This window comes from Pseudomonas sp. SK3(2021), assembly GCF_016772375.1.
In the GTDB taxonomy this organism is placed as follows: domain Bacteria; phylum Pseudomonadota; class Gammaproteobacteria; order Pseudomonadales; family Pseudomonadaceae; genus Aquipseudomonas; species Aquipseudomonas chlororaphis_I.
This window is the reverse complement of the sequence record NZ_CP061943.1, coordinates 1,573,746-1,595,976: the sequence shown is the minus strand read 5'-3', so window position 1 is coordinate 1,595,976 and position 22,231 is coordinate 1,573,746. Positions and strand designations below refer to the sequence as shown.

The 22,231-nt window shown below is 61.7% G+C and carries 23 protein-coding genes; 12 read left to right on the top strand and 11 right to left on the bottom strand.

Going from position 1 to position 22,231, the window contains the following annotated elements:
* Positions 1-167: 167 nt before the first annotated feature.
* The 3 genes from mprF to IF690_RS07150 all read left to right on the top strand — a co-directional run bounded on the left by mprF (position 168) and on the right by IF690_RS07150 (position 4,887).
* A complete protein-coding gene (mprF, locus tag IF690_RS07160; RefSeq protein ID WP_202699536.1) occupies positions 168-2,816 on the top strand; it encodes a bifunctional lysylphosphatidylglycerol flippase/synthetase MprF in 2,649 nt (882 codons plus the stop codon).
* Positions 2,816-4,111 (top strand): virulence factor family protein, encoded by a 1,296-nt coding sequence (locus IF690_RS07155; protein ID WP_202699535.1) that lies wholly within the window; start codon positions 2,816-2,818, stop codon positions 4,109-4,111. Before mprF ends, IF690_RS07155 begins: the two co-directional genes overlap by 1 nt.
* A gap of 500 nt (positions 4,112-4,611) precedes the next feature.
* Positions 4,612-4,887, top strand: coding sequence for a DUF3077 domain-containing protein (locus IF690_RS07150; RefSeq protein ID WP_202699534.1), 276 nt, complete (start codon positions 4,612-4,614; stop codon positions 4,885-4,887).
* Positions 4,888-5,101: 214 nt separating this feature from the next.
* Here the strand turns inward: IF690_RS07150 and IF690_RS07145 are convergent, their stop codons facing one another.
* Entirely contained in the window at positions 5,102-7,003 is a 1,902-nt protein-coding gene (locus IF690_RS07145) for a potassium transporter Kup (RefSeq protein WP_202699533.1), read from the bottom strand.
* A gap of 332 nt (positions 7,004-7,335) precedes the next feature.
* Between IF690_RS07145 and rimO the strand changes: the two genes are divergently transcribed.
* The 6 genes from rimO to tsaA all read left to right on the top strand — a co-directional run bounded on the left by rimO (position 7,336) and on the right by tsaA (position 12,260).
* On the top strand, positions 7,336-8,673 hold the full coding sequence (gene rimO, locus IF690_RS07140) for a 30S ribosomal protein S12 methylthiotransferase RimO (RefSeq protein WP_202699532.1): 1,338 nt from the start codon (positions 7,336-7,338) through the stop codon (positions 8,671-8,673).
* A gap of 106 nt (positions 8,674-8,779) precedes the next feature.
* Positions 8,780-9,253: a GNAT family N-acetyltransferase gene (locus IF690_RS07135; protein WP_202699531.1), complete on the top strand. Its 474-nt coding sequence runs from the start codon at positions 8,780-8,782 to the stop codon at positions 9,251-9,253.
* 82 nt (positions 9,254-9,335) lie between these two features.
* Positions 9,336-10,046 (top strand): rRNA pseudouridine synthase, encoded by a 711-nt coding sequence (locus tag IF690_RS07130; RefSeq protein ID WP_202699530.1) that lies wholly within the window; start codon positions 9,336-9,338, stop codon positions 10,044-10,046.
* Positions 10,047-10,112: 66 nt separating this feature from the next.
* Positions 10,113-10,574 (top strand): YehS family protein, encoded by a 462-nt coding sequence (locus IF690_RS07125; RefSeq protein WP_023969844.1) that lies wholly within the window; start codon positions 10,113-10,115, stop codon positions 10,572-10,574.
* A gap of 133 nt (positions 10,575-10,707) precedes the next feature.
* Complete coding sequence (locus IF690_RS07120) at positions 10,708-11,478, top strand: SDR family oxidoreductase (RefSeq protein ID WP_202699529.1); 771 nt, start codon at positions 10,708-10,710, stop codon at positions 11,476-11,478.
* Positions 11,479-11,564: 86 nt separating this feature from the next.
* Positions 11,565-12,260, top strand: a complete 696-nt coding sequence (tsaA, locus tag IF690_RS07115) for a tRNA (N6-threonylcarbamoyladenosine(37)-N6)-methyltransferase TrmO (RefSeq protein WP_202699528.1) — start codon at positions 11,565-11,567, stop codon at positions 12,258-12,260.
* A gap of 73 nt (positions 12,261-12,333) precedes the next feature.
* Here tsaA and fpr read toward each other — a convergent pair whose 3' ends face one another.
* Complete coding sequence (fpr, locus tag IF690_RS07110; protein ID WP_009047333.1) at positions 12,334-13,113, bottom strand: ferredoxin-NADP reductase; 780 nt, start codon at positions 13,111-13,113, stop codon at positions 12,334-12,336.
* 135 nt (positions 13,114-13,248) lie between these two features.
* Between fpr and IF690_RS07105 the strand changes: the two genes are divergently transcribed.
* Positions 13,249-14,175: a LysR family transcriptional regulator gene (locus IF690_RS07105; protein WP_202699527.1), complete on the top strand. Its 927-nt coding sequence runs from the start codon at positions 13,249-13,251 to the stop codon at positions 14,173-14,175.
* 174 nt (positions 14,176-14,349) lie between these two features.
* Here the strand turns inward: IF690_RS07105 and IF690_RS07100 are convergent, their stop codons facing one another.
* The 3 genes from IF690_RS07100 to IF690_RS07090 form a co-directional block, all read right to left on the bottom strand.
* The gene (locus IF690_RS07100) at positions 14,350-14,712 is read right to left on the bottom strand and encodes a diacylglycerol kinase (protein ID WP_096373215.1); all 363 of its coding nucleotides are present in this window, start codon (positions 14,710-14,712) and stop codon (positions 14,350-14,352) included.
* A gap of 75 nt (positions 14,713-14,787) precedes the next feature.
* The gene (gene erdR, locus IF690_RS07095) at positions 14,788-15,438 is read right to left on the bottom strand and encodes a response regulator transcription factor ErdR (RefSeq protein ID WP_202699526.1); all 651 of its coding nucleotides are present in this window, start codon (positions 15,436-15,438) and stop codon (positions 14,788-14,790) included.
* A gap of 331 nt (positions 15,439-15,769) precedes the next feature.
* Entirely contained in the window at positions 15,770-16,480 is a 711-nt protein-coding gene (locus IF690_RS07090) for a tRNA-uridine aminocarboxypropyltransferase (RefSeq protein WP_202699525.1), read from the bottom strand.
* Between the two features lie 189 nt (positions 16,481-16,669).
* On the opposite strand from IF690_RS07090, the gene IF690_RS07085 reads away from it, so the two are divergent.
* On the top strand, positions 16,670-17,092 hold the full coding sequence (locus IF690_RS07085; RefSeq protein ID WP_009042441.1) for a PA3611 family quorum-sensing-regulated virulence factor: 423 nt from the start codon (positions 16,670-16,672) through the stop codon (positions 17,090-17,092).
* A 1-nt stretch (position 17,093) separates the two neighbouring features.
* Here the strand turns inward: IF690_RS07085 and IF690_RS07080 are convergent, their stop codons facing one another.
* The gene (locus IF690_RS07080) at positions 17,094-17,288 is read right to left on the bottom strand and encodes a hypothetical protein (protein WP_025806685.1); all 195 of its coding nucleotides are present in this window, start codon (positions 17,286-17,288) and stop codon (positions 17,094-17,096) included.
* A 483-nt stretch (positions 17,289-17,771) separates the two neighbouring features.
* Here IF690_RS07080 and IF690_RS07075 point away from each other — a divergent pair, with 483 nt between their 5' ends.
* The gene (locus tag IF690_RS07075; RefSeq protein WP_202699524.1) at positions 17,772-18,887 is read left to right on the top strand and encodes an LOG family protein; all 1,116 of its coding nucleotides are present in this window, start codon (positions 17,772-17,774) and stop codon (positions 18,885-18,887) included.
* A gap of 45 nt (positions 18,888-18,932) precedes the next feature.
* Here IF690_RS07075 and recX read toward each other — a convergent pair whose 3' ends face one another.
* From recX to IF690_RS07050, 5 genes are all read right to left on the bottom strand, one after another.
* Complete coding sequence (recX, locus tag IF690_RS07070) at positions 18,933-19,400, bottom strand: recombination regulator RecX (RefSeq protein WP_202699523.1); 468 nt, start codon at positions 19,398-19,400, stop codon at positions 18,933-18,935.
* An 8-nt stretch (positions 19,401-19,408) separates the two neighbouring features.
* Complete coding sequence (gene recA / locus IF690_RS07065) at positions 19,409-20,461, bottom strand: recombinase RecA (RefSeq protein WP_202699522.1); 1,053 nt, start codon at positions 20,459-20,461, stop codon at positions 19,409-19,411.
* A gap of 83 nt (positions 20,462-20,544) precedes the next feature.
* Positions 20,545-21,045, bottom strand: a complete 501-nt coding sequence (locus IF690_RS07060) for a CinA family protein (protein ID WP_202699521.1) — start codon at positions 21,043-21,045, stop codon at positions 20,545-20,547.
* Between the two features lie 82 nt (positions 21,046-21,127).
* Positions 21,128-21,664 carry a lysis system spanin subunit gene (locus tag IF690_RS07055; RefSeq protein WP_202699520.1) on the bottom strand — a complete coding sequence of 179 codons (537 nt, stop codon included), beginning with the start codon at positions 21,662-21,664 and terminating at the stop codon, positions 21,128-21,130.
* The gene (locus tag IF690_RS07050; protein ID WP_202699519.1) at positions 21,646-22,209 is read right to left on the bottom strand and encodes a glycoside hydrolase family 19 protein; all 564 of its coding nucleotides are present in this window, start codon (positions 22,207-22,209) and stop codon (positions 21,646-21,648) included. Before IF690_RS07050 ends, IF690_RS07055 begins: the two co-directional genes overlap by 19 nt.
* Between the last annotated feature and the right edge of the window lie 22 nt (positions 22,210-22,231).

The following is a 22,231-nucleotide window of genomic DNA, read 5'->3' as shown; positions in this document are numbered from 1 at the left end:
CCTTGCGACCCGCTATGCTCATTCCCAGGCAGCCACATGAAACACGGTCCGTCCGGGCTCGCAGGGCCATGGTGAGACGCGTTAATATTTGAAACTATTTTTTCTGCAGGGATTGGTAACTTGGCTGGATACCCCCATCCTGTCGCGCACAATCCACGAGGTGATTGATGCGCGCCAACTCGTCTGACTCACAAGACACCGATACCGTTACAGCAAACCAACCGGTTGCGGCGACCCGCTTGCACTGGCTGGAGCTGTTGAGCAAATACCGCCAGCCCATCGGCATGGTGGTGACCCTGCTGCTGTTCGGCATCGCCCTGATTGCCTGTCGCCACCTGCTCAGCGAGCTGGATCTGTATGCCCTGCATGACTCGATCCTCGAGGTGCCTAAACCGGCCCTGCTCGGCGCCCTGGCCGCAACCGTGGTCGGCTTCGTCATCCTGCTCGGCTACGAATGGTCCGCCAGCCGCTACACCGGGGTGAACCTGCCGCCACGCACCCTGGCCCTCGGTGGCTTCACCGCCTTTGCCATCGGCAACGCCATTGGCCTGTCGCTGCTTTCCGGCGGTTCGGTGCGTTACCGACTCTATGCCCGGCATGGCGTGGGCGCCGGCGACGTCGCCCATATGACGCTGTTCGCCAGCCTGTCCCTGGGTTGCGCCCTGCCACCGCTTGCGGCCCTGGCGACCCTGAGTAACCTGCCCGCCGCGTCCGCAGCCCTGCGTCTTTCCGAAGGCCTGCTGGCCAGCATTGCCGGCGCCGTACTGCTGCTCTGCGCGATCCTGGTCATCGGTATCTACCGGCGCCGCCTGCCCGAACAGCCATTGCTGGACAACCTGCTGGTCAAGGCCGGGCGCCGCACCCTGCGCCTGCCGGGACGCCGCCTGACGCTCCTGCAACTGCTGATCACCGCCCTCGATGTCGCCGCGGCAGCCACCGTGCTGTATCTGCTGCTGCCCGAAGCACCGCCCTTCGGCGCCTTCCTGCTGGTCTACCTGCTGGCCCTGGCGGCCGGCGTGCTCAGCCATGTCCCCGGCGGCGTCGGGGTGTTCGAAGCGATTCTGCTGGCCGCCTTTGCCGACAAGCTCGGCGCGGCGCCACTGGCCGCCGCCTTGCTGCTGTACCGCCTGATCTACGTGATCCTGCCGATGCTGGTGGCCTGCGTCCTGCTACTGATCAATGAAGCCCAGCGCCTGTTCCAGACCCGTCAATCGCTGCGGGCGGCCTCGGGCCTGGCGGCGCCGATCCTCGCGGTGCTGGTGTTCCTGTCCGGCGTGGTGCTGCTGTTTTCCGGTGTGACCCCGGAAATCGACACCCGCCTGCAACACATCGGTTTTCTGATCCCGCACCGCCTGGTGGATGCCTCGCACTTCGGCGCCAGCCTGGTCGGAGTGCTTTGCCTGCTGCTGGCCCAGGGCCTGCGCCGGCGCCTGTCCGCAGCCTGGATACTCACCACCATCCTGCTGCTGGTCGGCGCCGTGCTCTCACTGCTCAAGGGTTTCGACTGGGAAGAAGCCAGCCTGATGACCTTGACCGCCAGCCTGCTGGCGATCTTCCGGCGCTCCTTCTACCGGCCAAGCCGCCTCACCGAACTGCCGTTCTCGCCGCTGTACGTGGTGGCCAGCGTCTGCGTACTGGGTGCGTCGATCTGGTTGCTGCTGTTCGCCTATCAGGATGTGCCCTACAGCCATCAGCTGTGGTGGCAGTTCACCCTCGACGCCGACGCCCCGCGGGGCCTGCGTTCGCTGCTGGGGGCCGCGGTGCTGCTGGTGGTGGTGTCCCTGACCTGGCTGCTGCGCACCGCACGCCCGGTGATTCACCTGCCCAATGGCGAGGAACTGGACCGCGCGGCGAAGATCCTCATGGCCTCTTCCCAGCCCGATGGCGGCCTGTCCCTGACCGGCGACAAGGCCCTGCTGTTCCACCCCAACGACGACGCCTTCCTCATGTATGCCCGGCGCGGCCGCAGCCTGGTGGCGCTGTACGACCCGATCGGCCCGCCCCAGCAACGGGCCGAGATGATCTGGCAGTTCCGCGACCTGTGCGACGTCCACCATGCACGCCCGGTGTTCTACCAGGTGCGCGCGGAAAACCTGCCGTACTACATGGACATCGGCCTGACCGCGATCAAGCTCGGCGAAGAAGCCCGGGTCGACCTGAATCGCTTTGACCTCGAAGCCAAGGGCAAGGAGATGAAGGACCTGCGCTACACCTGGAACCGTGGCACCCGGGATGGCCTGTCGCTGGAAATCCATGAGGCCGGGCATGCGCCGATGGACGAGCTGAAAGTCATTTCCGACGCCTGGTTGACCGGCAAGAATGTCCGTGAGAAAGGCTTCTCCCTGGGACGTTTCAGCGAGGACTACCTCAAGCATTTCCGTATTGCGATCATCCGTTTTGAAGGACGTCCGGTGGCCTTCGCCAACCTGCTCGAGACCCACAGCCATGACCTGGCCAGCCTCGACCTGATGCGCGCCCACCCGGAGGCTCCCAAGCTGACCATGGAATTCATGATGGTCGGCCTGATCCAGCATTATAAAAACCATGGGTATGCCCGCTTCAGCCTGGGCATGGTGCCGCTGTCGGGCCTGCAACCCCGGCGTGGCGCGCCACTGACCCAGCGCCTTGGATCGATGGTTTTCCGTCGGGGTGAGCAGTTGTACAACTTCCAAGGGTTGCGCCGTTTCAAAGACAAATTCCAGCCTGACTGGGAACCTCGTTACATGGCCGTGCCCGCCGGACTGGATCCGCTGGTGGCACTGGCCGATACCGCCGCCCTGATTGCGGGCGGCCTGACTGGATTGGTGAAACGCTGATGATTCAACGCTCCTGGCGGTATGTATTAGCCACTGTGGTGGTGTTTGCCCTGATAGCGGGAGGCGGTTACTGGTACTGGAATCGCCCAGCCCCGCAACCGACCCTGGAACACCTGGCCCAGACCGATGGCTCGACCCTGACCCGCGTCACCCCGGCCGCCCAGGCCAAGGCCCGGGTCGCCGTGGCCGTCCTCGCCGACGAAGCCCTGACCGATACCCAGCTCATGGCCCTGAGCCGCGGCGGCGTGGCGCAGATCGTCCAGGTGATCCTGCCCAAGGACGACTGCAAGCTGCAGCAACAAGCCCTGCAGAACGCCCTTGGCCAACTCAAGGGGCCGGCGACCCTGGTCAGCGGCATCGGCCCTGGCGCCGCCCTGGCCTGGCGCTGGATCGCCACCCAGAACGACGACAAGGCCCAGGCCGTGTCGGTGGGCTTTACCATCAACCCGGCTCCGGGCTGCACCGATCCATTGCCCAAGACCCTGGCCCACGGCCACTGGCTGGTGGCCTGGAACGACAACCCGGATGACGAAAGCGCCGGCTTCGTGCGTGACACCCCCAATGCCACCACCAGCATCAGCGACTACGACATTCACCTGCCCCAGGTACTGAACAACGAGCTGCGCAAGCTGCTGGTGGGTTCGGACAACGGCGGCCTGAACATCCCGGTGGTCGAAGTGCCGGCCGGCCAGGCCAAGGACACCGTGACCCTGTTCCTCTCCGGTGACGGCGGCTGGCGCGACCTGGACCGCGACGTGGCCGGCGAGATGGCCAAGATCGGCTACCCGGTGGTGGGCATCGACACCCTGCGCTACTACTGGCAGCACAAGACCCCGGAACAGAGCGCCACCGACCTGACCGAACTGATGCAGCACTACCGGCAGAAATGGGGCACCAAGCGCTTCGTGCTGACCGGCTATTCGTTCGGCGCCGACGTGTTGCCAGCCATCTACAACCGCCTGCCGGAAGCCGAGCAGCAGCGGGTCGACGCCATTATCCTGCTGGCCTTCGCCCGCACCGGCAGCTTCGAGATCGAAGTCGAAGGCTGGCTGGGCAACGCCGGCAAGGAAGCCGCCACCGGCCCGGAAATGGCCAAGCTGCCAGCGGCCAAGGTGGTGTGTATCTACGGCGAGGAAGAAGTCGACGAAAGCGGTTGCACCGACAAGACCGCCGTCGGCGAAGCCATGAAGCTGCCGGGCGGCCACCACTTCGACGAGAACTACCCGGCCCTGGCCCAGCGCCTGGTCAACGTCATCGAGAAACGCCAGGGCAAGGACAAGGTCGCCGACGAGTGATCTGAGCGCCGTTGTATCAAAGGCCCCTGCAGCCTGATGGTTGCAGGGGCTTTTTTACGCCTGCTGAAAACTCAAGAGCGACCCGTTCTCCAGCACGGCTGGGCCAGCTTGCCGGAACGCCTCAAGGCGCCAAACCAGGGCGAAACATCGCAATGCCGGATGACTCCCGCAGAGGTTGTAGGCAAACTCCGAACATTGCGTAAGGGGATGCGCTAGAACACTTTGCTGCCTTGTTGGCCTTCGCTTCGACGGGATAGGCTCCAGACGTCGCTGACTATTCAGCGATCGGGCTTGGAAACCCGTTGAATCATGGCAACTAGCGCCCCCCATTGCGATTGCAGACGACTTTTTACGCCTGCGATGCTGAGTTATGGCGGCTGTGCGTGGGAGACCTTCGGGTCTGCCGGTTTCCTTGGTTCCCGGTTTTCCAACCTGCGTACAGCTGCCACCCATTCGCGTGGAAACGAACGTGGCAGCTCCTCAAACCAAGGAGCAAGACCATGAACAAAACAGATCCGCCTACACCTCGTGGACTGAAAACGATCGGCCTCACCCCTTTCATCTACCGCTCGGACCAGCCGCTGTTCCACGTCAGCGCCGGTGTGCCGATTGGCGACGCCCTGGCCCAAGCCTCCGACCTGCTGTTCCTGGCCAAGGCCTTTACCGAGGACGCCGCCTACAGCAAAGACAGCGACCGCCACGCCTGGGCCGCGCATTACCTGACGGCCATGGGCAAGGCGGTGATTGACGATGTGGTGCAAGCGCTGACCCCATGACCGGCTCGCCCAAAGATCAGGCCTTAAAACCCGCAGCCGGCACCGCCGCTCTCCTGTAGGAGCGAGCTTGCTCGCGAAGATGGTCAACGATAACGCGCAGGCATTGAAGAAATGCGCTGTGTTTGAGTTTTTCGCGAGCAAGCTCGTCTACAGGGCACAACAAAAAAGCCCCCGTCACCGCGAAGGTGACGGGGGCTTCTGTCATCGCCGCTGCTTACATCTCGATCTGCGTACCCAGCTCGATCACCCGGTTCACCGGCAGCTTGAAGAAGCGCAGGTTGCCGTTGGCGTTCTTGAGCATGAAGGCGAACAGCGTCTCGCGCCAACGCGCCATGCCGACGATCTTGGAGGTGATGACCGTCTCGCGGCTGAGGAAGTAGGTGGTGCGCATCGGGCTGAAGTCCAGCTCGTCCAGATGGCACAGTTTCAGCGCTTCAGGCACGTCCGGCTCGTCGGTGAAACCGAAGTGCAGGATCACCCGGAAGAAACCTTCGCCATAGGAATCCACCTCGAAGCGGCGTTGCGTCGGCACCCGCGGGATATCTTCATAGACCACGGTCAGCAACACCACTTGCTCGTGCAGCACCTGGTTATGCAACAGGTTGTGCAACAGCGCGTGGGGCACGGCGTCGGAGCGTGCAGTGAGGAACACCGCGGTGCCCTGGACCCGATGCGGCGGCTGCACACGGATGCTGTTGATAAAGATCGGTAGCGGCAACGCGCCCTCGCCGAGGCGGTCCATCAACAGTTCCTTGCCGCGCTTCCAGGTGGTCATCAGGGCGAACAGCACAATCCCCGCCACTACCGGGAAAGCACCGCCCTGGACGATTTTCGGCACGTTGGCGGCGAAGAACAGCCCGTCCACCAGCAGGAAGCCCAGCAGGATCGGCACCGTCAGCACCGGCGACCACTTCCACAGCAGCAGCATCACCGCCGACACCAGGATACTGGTGATCAGCATGGTCCCGGTCACCGCCACGCCGTAGGCCGAAGCCAGGGCGCCTGAGGACTCGAAGCCCAGCACCAGGAGGATCACACCGACCATCAGCGCCCAGTTCACCGCGCCGATGTAGATCTGCCCCTGCTCCGCGCTGGAAGTGTGCTGGATGTACATACGCGGGATATAACCCAGCTGGATCGCCTGGCGGGTCAGGGAGAACGCGCCGGAAATCACCGCCTGGGAGGCGATCACGGTGGCCAGGGTCGCCAGCACCACCAGCGGGATCAGGGCCCAGCTCGGTGCCAGCAGATAGAACGGGTTACGCGCCGCTTCCGGGTTCTCCAGGAGCAAGGCACCCTGACCGAAATAGTTGAGCACCAGCGCCGGCAGTACCAGGGCGAACCAGGCGCGGGCGATCGGCTTGCGGCCGAAGTGGCCCATGTCGGCGTACAGCGCCTCGGCACCGGTCAATGCCAGTACCACCGCGCCCAGGATGGCCACCCCCATGCCCGGATGCACGATGAAGAACCGCACGCCCCAGACCGGGTTCAGCGCCTGCAACACTTCCGGATGCTGGGCGATGCCGTAGATCCCCAGCCCGCCCAGGGTCGCGAACCACAGGACCATCACCGGCCCGAACAGCTTGCCGATGCGATCGGTGCCGTGTTTCTGGATCAGAAACAGCGCCACCAGTATGACCAGCGCCATCGGTACGACCCAGTGCTCGAGCCCATCGAAGGCAATCTCCAGCCCCTCTACCGCCGACAGTACGGAAATCGCCGGGGTGATCATGCTGTCGCCATAGAACAAGGCCGCGCCGATCAGGCCCAGGATGACCAGAACCACCCGCAGCCTCGGATAGGGCGTCGACGCCCGCCGGGCCAGGGCGGTCAAGGCCATGATGCCGCCCTCGCCCTGGTTATCGGCCCGCAGAATGAACAACACGTATTTGATCGAGACCACCCAGATCAGCGACCAGAAGATCAATGCAAGAATGCCGAATACACCGTCGTGGTTGACCGGAACCCCGTAATGCCCCGCGAATACCTCCTTCAAGGTATAAAGCGGGCTGGTCCCGATGTCGCCATAAACCACCCCGACCGCCGCCACCAGCATTCCCAGGGGCCTGGCCCTGGAATGCTCGTGACCTACTGCCTGACTACTTGCCTGACCCATCCACCACTCCTACTACCCAGATCGGGGCTTCTTATAAAAGGCATGACATTCAAGACAACGCTAAGCTTGCAAGACTCTCGCGAATGCCCATGCAGCATGCGCCCTTTTACCTACAGTTACAGACGTTCTGTTGACTAGTAAGAATCCACCCGGGCGCAACGGCGCGAAGCATAGCGCAGCACTCGTCGTATTTCCCTGCATAAAGCTGGTCAAGTGCGCCGGCCATCGCTAGAATTGCGCACTTTTTGATCAGAGGCGCCCCTAGCGCCCATCCGTCGCCAGCGGTTTTATCCAGATTGCCGAGCGGCCCGACACCTATACCGAGGTTAGACATGTCCACCCCTACCGCGCCAGCCAACCCCAAGGTCGGCTTCGTTTCCCTGGGTTGCCCGAAAGCGCTGGTCGATTCCGAGCGCATCCTCACGCAACTGCGTATGGAAGGTTATGACGTGGTGTCCACCTACCAGGACGCCGACGTCGTGGTGGTCAACACCTGCGGTTTCATCGACTCGGCCAAGGCCGAATCCCTGGAAGTGATCGGCGAAGCCATCAAGGAAAACGGCAAAGTCATCGTCACCGGCTGCATGGGCGTGGAAGAAGGCAATATCCGCGACGTACACCCGAGCGTGCTGGCCGTGACCGGTCCGCAGCAGTACGAGCAAGTGGTCAGCGCGGTGCACGAAGTGGTGCCGCCGAAACAGGACCACAACCCGCTGATCGACCTGGTACCGCCACAAGGCATCAAGCTGACCCCGCGCCACTACGCGTACCTGAAGATTTCCGAAGGCTGCAACCACAGCTGCAGCTTCTGCATCATCCCGTCGATGCGCGGCAAGCTGGTCAGCCGCCCGGTGGGCGATGTATTGGACGAGGCCCAGCGCCTGGTCAAGTCCGGGGTCAAGGAACTGCTGGTGATCTCCCAGGACACCAGCGCCTACGGTGTCGACGTCAAGTACCGCACCGGTTTCTGGAATGGCGCGCCGGTGAAAACCCGCATGACCGAACTGTGCGAAGCCCTCAGCACCCTGGGCGTCTGGGTCCGCCTGCACTACGTCTACCCGTATCCGCACGTCGACGAGCTGATCCCGCTGATGGCCGCCGGCAAGATCCTGCCGTACCTGGACATCCCGTTCCAGCACGCCAGCCCGAAAGTGCTCAAGGCCATGAAACGCCCAGCCTTCGAAGACAAGACCCTGGCCCGGATCAAGAACTGGCGCCAGATCTGCCCCGAGCTGATCATCCGCTCGACCTTCATCGTCGGCTTCCCCGGCGAAACCGAAGAAGACTTCCAGTACCTGCTCGACTGGCTGACCGAAGCCCAGCTCGACCGCGTCGGCTGCTTCCAGTACTCACCGGTGGAAGGCGCGCCGGCCAACGACCTGGACCTGGAAGTGGTCCCGGATGAGGTCAAGCAGGACCGTTGGGAGCGCTTCATGGCGCACCAGCAGGAAATCAGCTCGGCGCGCCTGCAACAGCGCATCGGCAAGGAAATCGAAGTGCTGATCGATGAAGTCGACGAACAGGGCGCCGTGGGCCGCTGCTTCTTCGACGCCCCGGAAATCGACGGCAACGTGTTCATCGACGGTGCCGGCGACCTCAAGCCAGGCGACAAGGTCCGGTGCCGGGTGACCGACGCCGACGAATACGACCTGTGGGCCGAAGTCCTGTAAAGCGTAAAAAACCGCAAAGCCCCGCTCTCTTCGCGAGATGCGGGGCTTTTTTACGTCTATCGTTTGCTCAGGACCACGGATGCGTCACAACACAGGAGCAGGCGGCATGCGCCATCATTCGGTCATCCATACCCCGAAACACAGCGACTACCCGGAGCTGGCCCGAGTCTGGGAGGCCTCGGTACGCGCCACCCACGACTTCCTGCCGGACAGCTACATCGAACTGCTGAGAAACCTGGTGCTGAACCGCTATCTGGATGCGGTGATGCTGATCTGCACCCGGGATCAGCGCCAGCACATCACCGGCTTCGCCGGGGTCGCCGCCGGCAAGATCGAAATGCTCTTCATCGATCCCAAGCATCGCGGCCAGGGCCTGGGCAAGCAATTGCTCAGGTACGCCATCGAACACCTGAACGCCGACGAGCTGGACGTCAACGAGCAGAACCCGCAAGCCCTGGGCTTCTACTTCAAGCAGGGCTTCGAGATTGTCGGCCGCTCCGAGCACGACGGCATGGGCCAGCCCTACCCGCTGCTGCACATGCGTTTGAAGCAGCCCCAGCAGCAGGCACTGCGCGGCTAAAAGCCACAGCGGGCAAATGGACCCGCGATTAACCGGCGCCGGGCAGGTACAATGCCTGCCCCCTTTTGTTACGGCCCCTGTCATGACTGACCCGATTCGTCTCTCCAAACGCCTCATCGAACTCGTCGGCTGCTCCCGCCGGGAGGCTGAGCTGTTCATCGAGGGCGGCTGGGTCACCGTGGATGGCGAGGTCATCGACGAGCCGCAGTTCAAGGTCGACACCCAGAAAGTCGAGCTCGACCCGCAAGCCAAGGCCACCGCGCCGGAGCCGGTGACCCTGCTGCTGAACGTACCGGCCGGCCAGGACGTCGACAGTGCCATGCAGTCGCTGGGCGCCGCCAGCCTGTCCGAGGAACACCGCTTCGGCAAACGGCCGCTCAAGGGCCACTTCCTGCGCCTGACCGCCAGCGCCGACCTGCAAGCCAACGCCAGCGGCCTGCTGGTGTTCACCCAGGACTGGAAGATCCTGCGCAAGCTGACCGCCGACGCGGCCAAGATCGAGCAGGAATACGTGGTCGAGGTGGAAGGCGAGATGGTCGCCCACGGCCTCAACCGCCTGAACCACGGCCTGACTTACAAAGGTCGGGAACTGCCGCCGGTCAAGGCCAGCTGGCAGAACGAAAACCGCCTGCGCTTCGCCATGAAGAACCCGCAACCGGGCGTGATCGCCCAGCTCTGCGAAGCGGTAGGCCTGAAGGTCGTCGCCATTCGCCGCATCCGTATCGGTGGGGTTTCCATCGGCAAGGTACTGGTCGGGCAATGGCGCTACCTGTCCGCCAAAGAGAAATTCTAGGCCGCCCCCCATTCAGACGCCGCGCTTGCCTGCGGCGCTCAACGTGAACAGACCAGGACTGTAGACATGATTCATAACGATCTACTGCGCAGCGTGCGCTACATGCTCGACATCAGCGACAAGAAGGTCGTCGAGATCATCAAGCTCACCGGCTTTGAAGTGAGCCTGAACGACATCGTCGGCTACTTGAAAAAGGACGAGGAAGAAGGTTTCGTGCATTGCCCGGACGAGGTCATGGCGCACTTCCTCGACGGCCTGGTGATCTTCAAGCGTGGCAAGGACGAAAGCCGTCCGCCGCTGCCGATCGAACTGCCAGTGACCAACAACATCATCCTGAAGAAGTTGCGGGTCGCTTTCGAGCTGAAGGAAGACGACATGCACGCCATCCTCAAGGCCGCCGATTTCCCGGTGTCCAAGCCCGAGCTGAGCGCGCTGTTCCGCAAGTTCGGCCACACCAACTACCGCCCGTGCGGCGACCAGTTGCTGCGCAACTTCCTCAAGGGCCTGACCCTGCGCATTCGCGGCTGATTGCCCCTCGATCGGCGGTGGCCACCCTCGGCCACCGCCATGCATGACCCTTCATTCCCCCGCACAATAATGGCTCCGCTCATCGCGACTGACGACTAGGGTATGCACTGACCCTCAGCCCTCAGGATTCGCCATGCATCCCTACTTTTCCCTGCAAGGCCGTACCGCCCTGGTGACCGGCGGCACCCGCGGCATCGGCAAGATGATCGCCAAGGCCTTTGTCGAGGCCGGCGCCACTGTCTATGTCTGCGCCCGTGATGCCGAGGCCTGCCAACAGACCGCGACGGAGCTCGGGGCCCTGGGCAGCTGCCACGCCCTGTCCGCCAACCTGGCGAGCGAAGAAGGCATCCAGCAACTCGTCTCCCGTCTCGAAGCCCAGGTCGATCAACTGGATATCCTGGTGAACAACGCCGGCACCACCTGGGGCGCACCGCTGGAAAGCTACCCGGTCAAGGGCTGGGAAAAAGTCATGCAATTGAACGTGACCTCGGTGTTCAGCTGCATCCAGCAATTCCTGCCGCTATTGCGCAAGGCAGGCTCCGCGGCCAATCCGGCGCGCATCATCAATATCGGCTCGGTGGCCGGGATCTCCTCTTTTGGCGAACAGGCGTACGCCCATGGCCCGAGCAAGGCGGCGCTGCACCAGTTGTCGCGGATCCTCGCCCGCGAACTGGTCAGCCAGCACATCAACGTCAACGTGATCGCCCCCGGGCGCTTTCCGAGCAAGATGACCCAGCATATCGGCAACGACGAGCAAGCCCTGGCCGAGGATACGGCGCTGATCCCGATGAAACGCTGGGGTCGCGAGGAAGAGATGGCCGCCCTGGCCATCAGCCTGGCGAGCACCGCCGGGGCCTATATGACCGGGAATATCATTCCATTGGACGGTGGCTTCAGCCTCTGACTCCACCTGTAGCCGCAGCCTGCGGCAGCGGCTACAGGTCAACGCGGGTTATCATGGCGGCCCCTGCCCCGTCTCGACCCCAGACCATGACCTACAGCGTTTCCCCCATCGGCTTCGTGCGCTCCTGCTTCAAGGAAAAGTTCGCCATCCCACGCCAGCCACAACTGGCCCCGGCGGCCCGTGGCGTGCTGGAGTTGGTGGCGCCCTTCGACCAGGGTGATGCGGTGCAGGGCCTGGAACAGGTCAGCCACGTCTGGTTGTTGTTCCTGTTTCACCAGGCGCTGGAAGACAAACCGCGGCTCAAGGTTCGCCCGCCACGCCTGGGCGGCAACAAGTCCATGGGCGTATTCGCCACCCGCGCCACCCACAGGCCCAACGGTATCGGCCAGTCGGTGGTCAAGCTGGACAGGGTCGAGGCCGATCGCCTGTGGATCTCCGGCATCGACCTGCTGGACGGCACGCCGGTTCTCGATATCAAGCCCTACGTGCCCTACGCCGACATCATCGACAGCGCGAGCAATAGCATCGCCAGCGCGGCGCCGGAGCTGATTCCGGTGCAGTGGAGCGACAATGCCCTGCAACAGGCCCATGCGCACGCTCGCCGCCTGCAGGAGCCGCTGGTGGAGCTGATCGAACAATGCCTGGCCCAGGACCCGCGCCCGGCCTACCAGACACCCACTCCAGAGCGTGAATACGGCGCGCAGTTCTGGGACCTGGACGTGCGTTGGCACTACCCGCAGCCGGGCCTGATCCAGGTCCTGGAAGTGGTTCCCGCGCGCTGACCGGTAGCCGGAAACGAAAAAGCCCGCGCTGCCTTCTCAGGCAACGCGGGCTTTTTTCTGTGCGGCGAGTCGCTTACTTCTCGACGAAGGCGCGCTCGATCAGGTAGTCGCCCGGCTCGCGCATGCGTGGCGAAACGGTCAGGCCGAAGCTGTTGAGTACTTCGCTGGTCTCCTCGAGCATGCTCGGGCTGCCGCACAGCATGGCGCGGTCGTCCTGCGGGTTGATCGGCGGCAGGCCGATGTCGCTGAACAGCTTGCCGCTGCGCATCAGGTCGGTCAGGCGGCCTTCGTTCTCGAACGGCTCGCGGGTCACGGTCGGGTAGTAGATCAGTTTTTCACGCAGCGCTTCGCCGAAGAACTCGTTCTGCGGCAGGTGCTCGGTGATGAACTCGCGGTAGGCGACTTCGTTGACGTAACGCACGCCGTGGCACAGGATCACTTTTTCGAAACGCTCGTAGGTTTCCGGATCCTGGATGACGCTCATGAACGGCGCCAGGCCGGTGCCGGTGCTGAGCAAGTACAGGTGTTTGCCAGGCTTCAAGTCATCCAGCACCAGGGTACCGGTAGGCTTCTTGCTGATGATGATCTCGTCGCCTTCCTTCAAATGCTGCAGTTGGGAAGTCAGCGGACCATCGGGAACCTTGATGCTGAAGAACTCGAGATGCTCTTCCCAGTTCGGGCTGGCAATCGAGTAAGCGCGCATAAGCGGGCGGCCGTTGGGTTGTTGCAGGCCGATCATCACGAACTGACCGTTCTCGAAGCGCAGGCCCGGATCGCGGGTGCACTTGAAGCTGAACAGAGTGTCGTTCCAGTGGTGAACACTGAGGACACGCTCGTGGTTCATGTTGCTCATGTACGGGGGACTCCTGGAAAGTGATCAGCGCATGCTCTGCGACAGGCGAGCCGAGCGCAATTGCACAGCATTCTAATGGCGACGACAATATCTGTTAACTGGATTATTAAGATAAGGGTTATCGGTTATATCGATATGCGATTCACTCTCCGTCAACTGCAAGTATTCGTCGCCGTCGCCCAGCAAGAGAGCGTTTCTCGTGCTGCCGGCCTGCTGGCCCTTTCCCAATCCGCGGCGAGCACGTCGATCACCGAGCTCGAACGGCAATCCAGTTGCCAACTGTTCGATCGCGCCGGCAAACGCCTGAGCCTCAACGCCCTGGGCAAACAGCTGCTACCGCAGGCGGTGGCGTTGCTGGACCAGGCCAAGGAAATCGAAGACCTGCTCAATGGCAAATCCGGCTTCGGCTCATTATCGGTGGGCGCGACCCTGACCATCGGCAATTACCTGGCGACCCTGTTGATCGGCAGCTTCATGCAGGTCCACCCCGAGAGCCAGGTCAAACTTCATGTGCAGAACACCGCGCATATCGTGCAGCAGGTCGCCCACTACGAAATTGACCTGGGTCTAATCGAAGGCGACTGCAGCCACCCGGACATCGAAGTGCAAACCTGGGTCGAGGATGAACTGGTGGTGTTCTGCGCCCCGCAGCACCCCTTGGCCAAGCGCGGCCACGCGAGCATGGAAGAGCTGACCCACGAAGCCTGGATTCTGCGCGAACAAGGCTCTGGCACCCGACTGACCTTCGACCAGGCCATGCGTCATCACCGTAGCGCGCTGAATGTCAGGCTCGAACTGGAACACACCGAAGCGATCAAGCGCGCGGTGGAGTCGGGGTTGGGGATTGGCTGCATTTCCAGACTGGCGCTGCGCGACGCCTTCCGCCGTGGCAGCCTGGTCCCGGTAGAGACGCCGGACCTGGACCTGGCCCGGCAGTTCTACTTCATCTGGCACAAACAGAAGTACCAGACCTCGGCGATGCGCGAGTTCCTCGAACTCTGCCGCGCCTTTACCGCCGGGGTACAGCGCAGCGACGAGATCGTGCTGCCGAGCATTCCCTAAGGTCTGTACGAAAAGTCAGCGAGCGAAGGTCAGGCAAGGCAAAAACAGGCGAGGAACGGCCGGGGTCGCGCCCGACTGTAGGGGCCTACATGAGCATTCCGATCGGACTCGCGCACGAGCCTGTTTTTGCGTAGCGCCGGAGGTGCCCAGCATGCAGCCACTTTTCGTACAGACCTAGATCAGGATCACGGCCCAGACCACGGTAATCATGCTCAAGGCCACGAGTTGTGCGGCGCTGCCCATGTCCTTGGCATTTTTCGACAGTGGATGGCGATCCAGGGAGATGCGGTCGATCGCCGCCTCGACCGCCGAATTGAGCAATTCGACAATCAACGCCAACAGGCAGACCGCGATCAGCAACGCCCGTTCGACCCGGCTGACATTCAGCAGGAAAGACACAGGGATCAGAATCACGTTGAGCAGCACCAACTGACGGAATGCTGCTTCGCCAGTGAAGGCGGCCCGCAAGCCATCGAGGGAGTATCCCGAGGCATTGAGGATGCGTTTAAGACCGGTTTGACCTTTGAAAGGCGACATAAATAGGCAACTAGAGCAATAAGGAATGGGAAAGCTAGTTCAACCAAAGTCAAAAAAGCGTGAAGAAAGAGCCAGTTACTGGCTGGAAATTGACTCAAGCTGTTGCAGGAGCAGCGCCGCCTGAGTGCGGGTACGCACCCCCAGCTTACGGAAGATCGCCGTCACGTGGGCCTTGATAGTCGCTTCCGAAACGCTCAGTTCATAAGCGATCTGTTTGTTCAGCAACCCCTCGCAGACCATGGTCAGCACGCGGAACTGTTGTGGCGTCAGGCTCGCCAGGCCTTCGCTGGCCGCCTTGGCCTCGGCGCAGACGCTGACTTGTTCGAAAGCCTGCGGCGGCCACCAGACGTCACCGTCGAGCACGCTGCGCACGGCCTGTTGAATGACTTCGAGAGAACTGGACTTGGGAATAAATCCGCTGGCGCCAAATTCGCGTGAGCGCACCATCACGGATGCTTCTTCCTGTGCCGACACCATCACCACCGGAATCTGCGGGTACTGACCGCGCAACAGCACCAGGCCGGAGAAGCCGTAAGCGCCAGGCATATTCAGGTCCAGCAGCACCAGGTCCCAATCGGCTTTTTCGGTCAGGCGGGCTTCCAGTTCGGCAATGCTCGCCACTTCCACCAGACGGACATCCGGGCCGAGGCCCAGGGTCAGCGCTTGATGCAGTGCGCTACGAAAGAGGGGGTGGTCATCGGCAATCAGGATTTCGTATGTGGCCATTTTTCAAATGATCCTGTTTTTTATGGGAGAACCGATGCATTCGGTCCTCGCCAAGGCAACACAGGTGTCAGCCAGAATGCTGCACCCAAAGAGCATGATCAACGCCAAGAGCCCATAAATTCGGCGTTTCAAAGATCGGTCGCGCCCTAATCGGCGCCAAGCATGCCCAGCGAAGCCGGGGTGGTCAAGCTTCGGGCCTGGCGGCATCTTAGCTTGCTAACTAATAAGAGTGCCATCATGCAAAGCCACGCCCTGCGCGGTGCCTCGGTGCTAAGCGGGATGCTGGTGGTGCAACCCTGGCTGGAAAAACTCCAGCCCCTTGCCTCAGGTCTTACAGGAAAGGCTTGAGGCGCGTGTGCGTCTCATCATCAGGGTCGATCTCAAGCTGGAACTTGGCCGACAGATAATGGGTACTGAACACATCCAGATAAGCATCCAGCACTTCGCCAGCCTGCCGGTCCGCGGCCAACTCCAGGCACAGTGCCGCAACCTCCGCGGTACAGAAATGGTCATCGCGCTTGGAACGCCGCAGCTTGTAGCGCGACAACTGCTCGGGCTCCAGGCTCAATACCGGCAAGTGTTCTAGATAAGGGCTCTTGCGAAACATCTTGCGCGCTTCGCTCCAGGTCGCATCCAGCAGGATAAACAACGGGCGCTTGCCCGCCTCCAGGCGGACTTCGCTCACCACCCGTTGTGGCGCGACGAACTCTCCGGGGAACACCACATAAGGCTGCCACTGAGGATCGGCCAGCAAGGCCAGCAATTGTGGGTCGACCTCCGTCCGTGACCAGGGGAACGCCAGGGTGTCTTCTATGACATCGGCGATCAGCCAGCCGGTATTGCTCGGCTTCATGGGTTCGACGTCATGCATGATCAGGCACATCGCCGACTGCGCGGAAACCTTGGGACGCCAGGCACACAGGCAGTGGCTGGGAATCACCCGACAGCCCGCACAGCGTTCCGCCCGGGAACCACGGGCAGTAAAAGGTCTGACAGCACGGGCAAGACGCTGGGCACGCAGGCGGGAAACGGCATGACTCATTAGAAGCCGCCCTGACAGAAAGAAGGAATCGACACGAAAGGAACTCAGAAAGCTGAAAATTCGCACAAGTTTATCAGAGCTCTCTGCTCAAACCTGTACCGCCTACCCTCGCTCCCCTATAATTCGCCGCCACTGAACGCACAGTCGCATGGCTGGTCGAAGCATCAGTCACTGAACCAGGAGAGTTTCATGTTGCGCTTTATCGTTCCCACCGCCGCCCTTCTGCTGGCCTTGCCGTTCAGTGCTCAGGCTGCATCGCTGCAAGACTTCGAACTGAACAAGACCCTGCAGAAAACCGCCGAGGAAAGTAACGTCGGCACGCCTCGGGAAGTCAACGAGAACATCCTCGACCAGGGTTATACCGTCGAAGGCAAGGAGCTGATCAACCACCTCAGCGTCCAGGCCGAACATGCTGAAAAAATGCGCGCCAACCCCAAGGCGGTGTACCTGCAACTGGGTGCCAGCGTTTGTCGTGACCCGAACTACCGCAAGCTGATGGCCAAGGGCGCAATCATGCGCTACGAATTCACCGAAAACCGCACCAACCGCCCAGTCGCTTCGGCGCGCTTCCAGGAGTCGGACTGCCCGGCCCCGACGAAGAAGAAAAAGTGATTCAGTGCCCTGCTGCGTGCCGCTGTTGATCATCGGCCCGCAGCTCCGCCAACAGGGCCTGCAAATAGCTCGAACGGCGCTCCCCACCTTCAAGCCGGCGTCGGCATTCCTCTTCAAGAGTCAGATGATTGGCGTCTGCCGCTGACTTCAGCAGTTGATACAGCTGCGCATCTATATCCAGTACAACTTTGTGCATGACCAGCCTCCGTGCCCCCACTCGCCATTACCTGCGCGGCAACCCCGACCTGTGCATCCTGCCCATTGACGCCAAGCTGTCTTGCTGGCGCTGTAACTTAGTAAATCAGAGCCTCCACCGGGCGGCACGCGTTCAGACAGGCGGTGAAAACACCGCACGCCCCCGGCAATAAGTGATTGCCAGCCCCGACTTTCAAGGACCATGATCAAGTCAGCGCGAATCATCATGAAGGTCTAGATTTCAAAGTGTTCATGCTGAATTTTCCTGGGTGGATCCGGAGGCTGCCCAAGCGCGTCTTGCAGTGCACATGCTTTCTAAATCAAGGAATAGCAGAACCTGTATGAATGGCCCGCAGGCCACGACAGGGTTTTTCCACCCTGACGAATCAGCCGCCGATACCGGGCTGACAGCGACACATGCCGTGTCGTGACGCCAACGAATGCTTCGTTCGTGTCAAAGGTTCTGTGCAGAAGGAGAAGTTGAATGCCTTACGAACCGAATGACATCCTCAGTCGTCATTTTCAGAGCAACGGTATCGACCTCAGCAAGGTCGAAGAACAACTCAACCTGATCGCCCCCAACAGCCCTAACATCCCTCTTTATCGCGACATGATTCTCACCGTCCTGCGCATGGCCCAGGACGATCTCAACCGCTGGAACGCGAAAATCACCCTGCAGGCCCTGCGCGAACTGGAACATGCTTTCCGCGTACTGGAACAGTTCAAGGGGCGGCGCAAGGTGACGGTATTCGGCTCCGCACGCACGCCGATCGAGCATCCGCTGTATGGCCTGGCGCGAGAACTGGGCGCAGCCCTGGCCCGCTCCGACCTGATGGTCATCACTGGCGCCGGTGGCGGCATCATGGCCGCGGCCCACGAAGGTGCCGGTCGCGATCACAGCCTGGGGTTCAATATCACCCTGCCCTTCGAACAGCATGCGAACCCAACGGTGGACGGCACAGAGAACCTGCTGTCCTTCCACTTCTTCTTTACCCGCAAGCTGTTCTTCGTCAAGGAAGCCGATGCCCTGGTGTTATGCCCGGGTGGCTTTGGCACGCTCGATGAGGCGCTGGAAGTACTGACCCTGATCCAGACTGGCAAGAGCCCGCTGGTACCGGTGGTGCTGCTGGATGTCCCAGGAGGGACCTTCTGGCAAGGGGCGCTGGACTTTATCCACAACCAGCTCGAGAACAACCGCTATATCCTGCCAACCGACATGAAGCTGGTGCGCCTGGTGCACAACACCGAGGAGGCGGTGGAGGAAATCAACCAGTTCTACAGCAACTTCCACTCCAGTCGCTGGCTGAAACATCAATTTGTCATTCGCATGAATCACAAGCTCAGCGAACCGGCGCTCGAGCAGATGCAGACGGCTTTTGCCGACCTGTGCCTGAGCGACCACTTCCATCAACATGCTTACAATGTGGAGGAACACAACGAACCGGAGTTCAGCCATCTGGCACGCCTGTCGTTCACCTTCAACGCCCGCGACAATGGTCGCCTGCGCGAACTGATCGACTTCATCAATTTGCCGGAAAACTGGGCGATGAATCAGGCCAGGGCGCCACAACGTAGCAGAGAACCGATCAAGGTCACTTGAGCGCAATTGCAGCGGCCCGCGCATTCGACTCGCGGGCCCTAGAGGTCAGTCGTCCACCCTTCGGCCGCTCAACAAGCGGCCGATCATGTCCATCGAATATCCCCGATACCCCAAAAAGCGGCCTTGCCTGGCACGCTCCTTGGCATCTATCGGGAAATGCCCGGCGAACTTGCGCCGCCAGACGTCTTCCAGCTGCGCTTGCCAGTCGATCCCACTCTCACGCAAGGCGAGTTCGATATCGGCACGCTGCAAACCGCGCTGGCTGAGCTCTTCGCGAATACGCATGGGGCCGTAGCCGGAACGGGCACGATAGGAAACGAAACTTTCAAGGTAACGGGATTCGGATAACAGCCCCTCTTCCGTCAAACGGTCAAGGGTTGTTTCGATCATCTCGGGAGAGGCGCCGCGCTGACGCAGTTTACGCGTCAGCTCGACTCGACCATGCTCGCGTCGCGCGAGCAGGTCCATTGCGGTTCGCCGCACCGCGACGAGGGTATCGAGTACGGCGGTCATCGGATCGATCAGATATCCGCGTCAGCCATGTCATCGATGGTCTCGTTGACCGGCGAAACTTTGACATCAGCGGTTGGAGCCAGCAGCTTGTCGCGGATCTGCTTCTCGAGGGCATTGCCGATTTCTGGATTGTCCTGCAGGAACTTGGCCGAGTTGGCCTTGCCCTGACCGATCTTGTTGCCCTGGTAGCTGTACCAGGCACCGGATTTCTCGAGGAAACCGTGCAGCACGCCCAGATCGATGATCTCGCCGTTCAGGTAGATACCCTTGCCGTACAGGATCTGGAATTCAGCCTGACGGAACGGTGGAGCCACCTTGTTCTTGACGATCTTGACCCGGGTTTCGCTACCGACGACTTCATCGCCTTCCTTCACCGCGCCAGTACGACGGATATCCAGACGAACCGAGGCGTAGAACTTCAGCGCGTTACCACCGGTGGTGGTTTCCGGACTGCCGAACATCACGCCGATTTTCATACGGATCTGGTTGATGAAGATCACCAGGCAGTTGGCGTTCTTGATGTTACCGGTGATCTTGCGCAGCGCCTGGGACATCAGGCGAGCCTGCAGGCCTACGTGCATGTCGCCCATCTCGCCTTCGATCTCGGCCTTGGGTACCAGCGCCGCCACGGAGTCGATCACGATCACGTCGATGGCATTGGAACGCACCAGCATGTCGGTAATTTCCAGTGCCTGTTCGCCGGTGTCCGGCTGGGAAACCAGCAGGTCGTCAACGTTGACCCCCAGTTTGCCGGCGTATTCCGGGTCCAGCGCGTGCTCGGCGTCGACGAAGGCGCAGGTGGCGCCCATCTTCTGTGCCTGGGCAATCACGGACAGGGTCAGGGTGGTTTTACCGGACGATTCCGGACCGTAGATTTCAACAATACGGCCTTTTGGCAGGCCGCCGATGCCGAGTGCGATGTCCAGACCCAGAGAGCCAGTGGAAATGGCCGGGATCGCCTGGCGGTCGTGATCGCCCATACGCATTACGGCACCCTTGCCGAATTGACGTTCGATCTGACCCAGGGCCGCAGCCAAGGCTTTCTTCTTGTTGTCGTCCATTAAAGTCCTCACGTAATCAATAAGGCCTGACGGCCAACACCTGTATAAGTAGCCAGTATTATTCCACAGCGTTCGTGGATCGCCTACCCCTGTTTTGAGATTTCTGCCGCAGCATGTTGCAGCAAGCCCTCTAGCGCGGCCTTCACCGTTTGTCGGCGGACTTCGTCCCGATTTCCGGCAAAGTGTCGGCACTCGGCCGTTACCGCCTCTCCGACGCCCCAGGCCAGCCATACGGTGCCCACTGGTTTCTGCGGCGAGCCGCCATCCGGACCGGCCACGCCGCTGACCGCCACGGCAAAACGCGCCCGGCTTTTGTCCTGCGCACCCCGCACCATCGCCTCGACCACCTCGCGACTGACCGCGCCGACGGAAGCGAAAAGCGCTTCCGGCACCCCCAGTTGCTGGGTCTTCTGCCGATTGGAATAGGTCACATAACCCGCCTCGAACCAGGCCGAACTCCCCGGAATACGGGTGATGGCCTCGGCAATCCCGCCACCGGTGCAAGATTCGGCTGTAGTGACATGGGTGTTCAGAACCTGCAAGCGCCTGCCAAGTTCAGCGGCAAGCTGGGTGATTTCGTTCACGGTCCTCTCCTGATCGGGCTGGCGGAGGTCTTACCGTACACGAGCGATACGCGCTTGCAAGGCACGCAGCGGATCAAAATGTTTAGCGGTTCAACGCCCTGACGTAGGCCTGACAGGCCTGTAGGGCGATCAGCCCCCGGTCGCCGGCATCGGTGATGCCGACAATTCGTTGAGCATGCGCCGGGTCAAGTCGGGCTCGTGGGGCTCCATGAACCAGGCCGCCGGTGGTGGCGGTGGCTGGCACTGTGCAGCCGGCGCCACTGTCATGGGCGTCGAGGAGGACTGACAGGCGCAGATCAGCAGTGGCAAGACGGTCGCGCAGGCGACCTTGATCACGTTGTGCATCGCTCAAGGCTCGAGAATGGGTTTGGTCGCTGGCTTGCAGCTGTTGCTCCAGGGCCAGGCGTTTGTCCTGTTCGTCCCGCTGCCGGGCAGCGGCCGCCAGGTTCAGCTGATTCAGCGCTTCACCGTGCAGCCTGGCCTGCTCCGCCAGTTGCCGGCCAAAACGCCAATCCTGGACCTGCCAGGCCAGCATCCCCGCAACGCCAGCCACCACGGCCAGCAGCACGACGATAGCCATTGCCCGGTAAGACAGCGGCATCAGGCCGAAGGCTGGCATAACACCTCCCGCGCCCGCGCCCAGAGCTGCAGACGATCCTCCAGCCCGTTCAAGCCGCCGTTGATCCGGCGGGTGATGCTGTTGAACTGGTCGCGGTCGGCCAGTTCGTTGAGGCCGTTCTGCTGCCAGAACCAGGCGGCCGACTCGGCGGCCCACTGCGGCTGTTCCAGCAATTGCGGCAATGCCAGCAAACGTTCGTCACCGAACAGTCCGAGGCTGCATTGCCGGTAGTTGTCACGACCGGTGACCTGGATCAGACCACGGCCCCGGTATTTCTGGCCGTCGCCATCGGCCTCCGGGGTATTGCCCAGACGAGCCGCCAGGCTGCCGGTGTCGTATTTGCTCAGGTACTGGTCATTGCCCAGCTCCCGCACATAACGCAACTGCCCCGACTCATGACCGACCTGCGCAAGGAAGGCGGCCATGCGTTTGGGGGTGTTGATATAGCGGTGCGCCATGGCGGTGTTGAGCGCAGAAACAAAAACGCCCGCTTGGGAGCGGGCGTTGGGCATGATGCGTTGAATCATTTCAATAGTGATGGGCATTCCATTCCACCTCATCTATAGC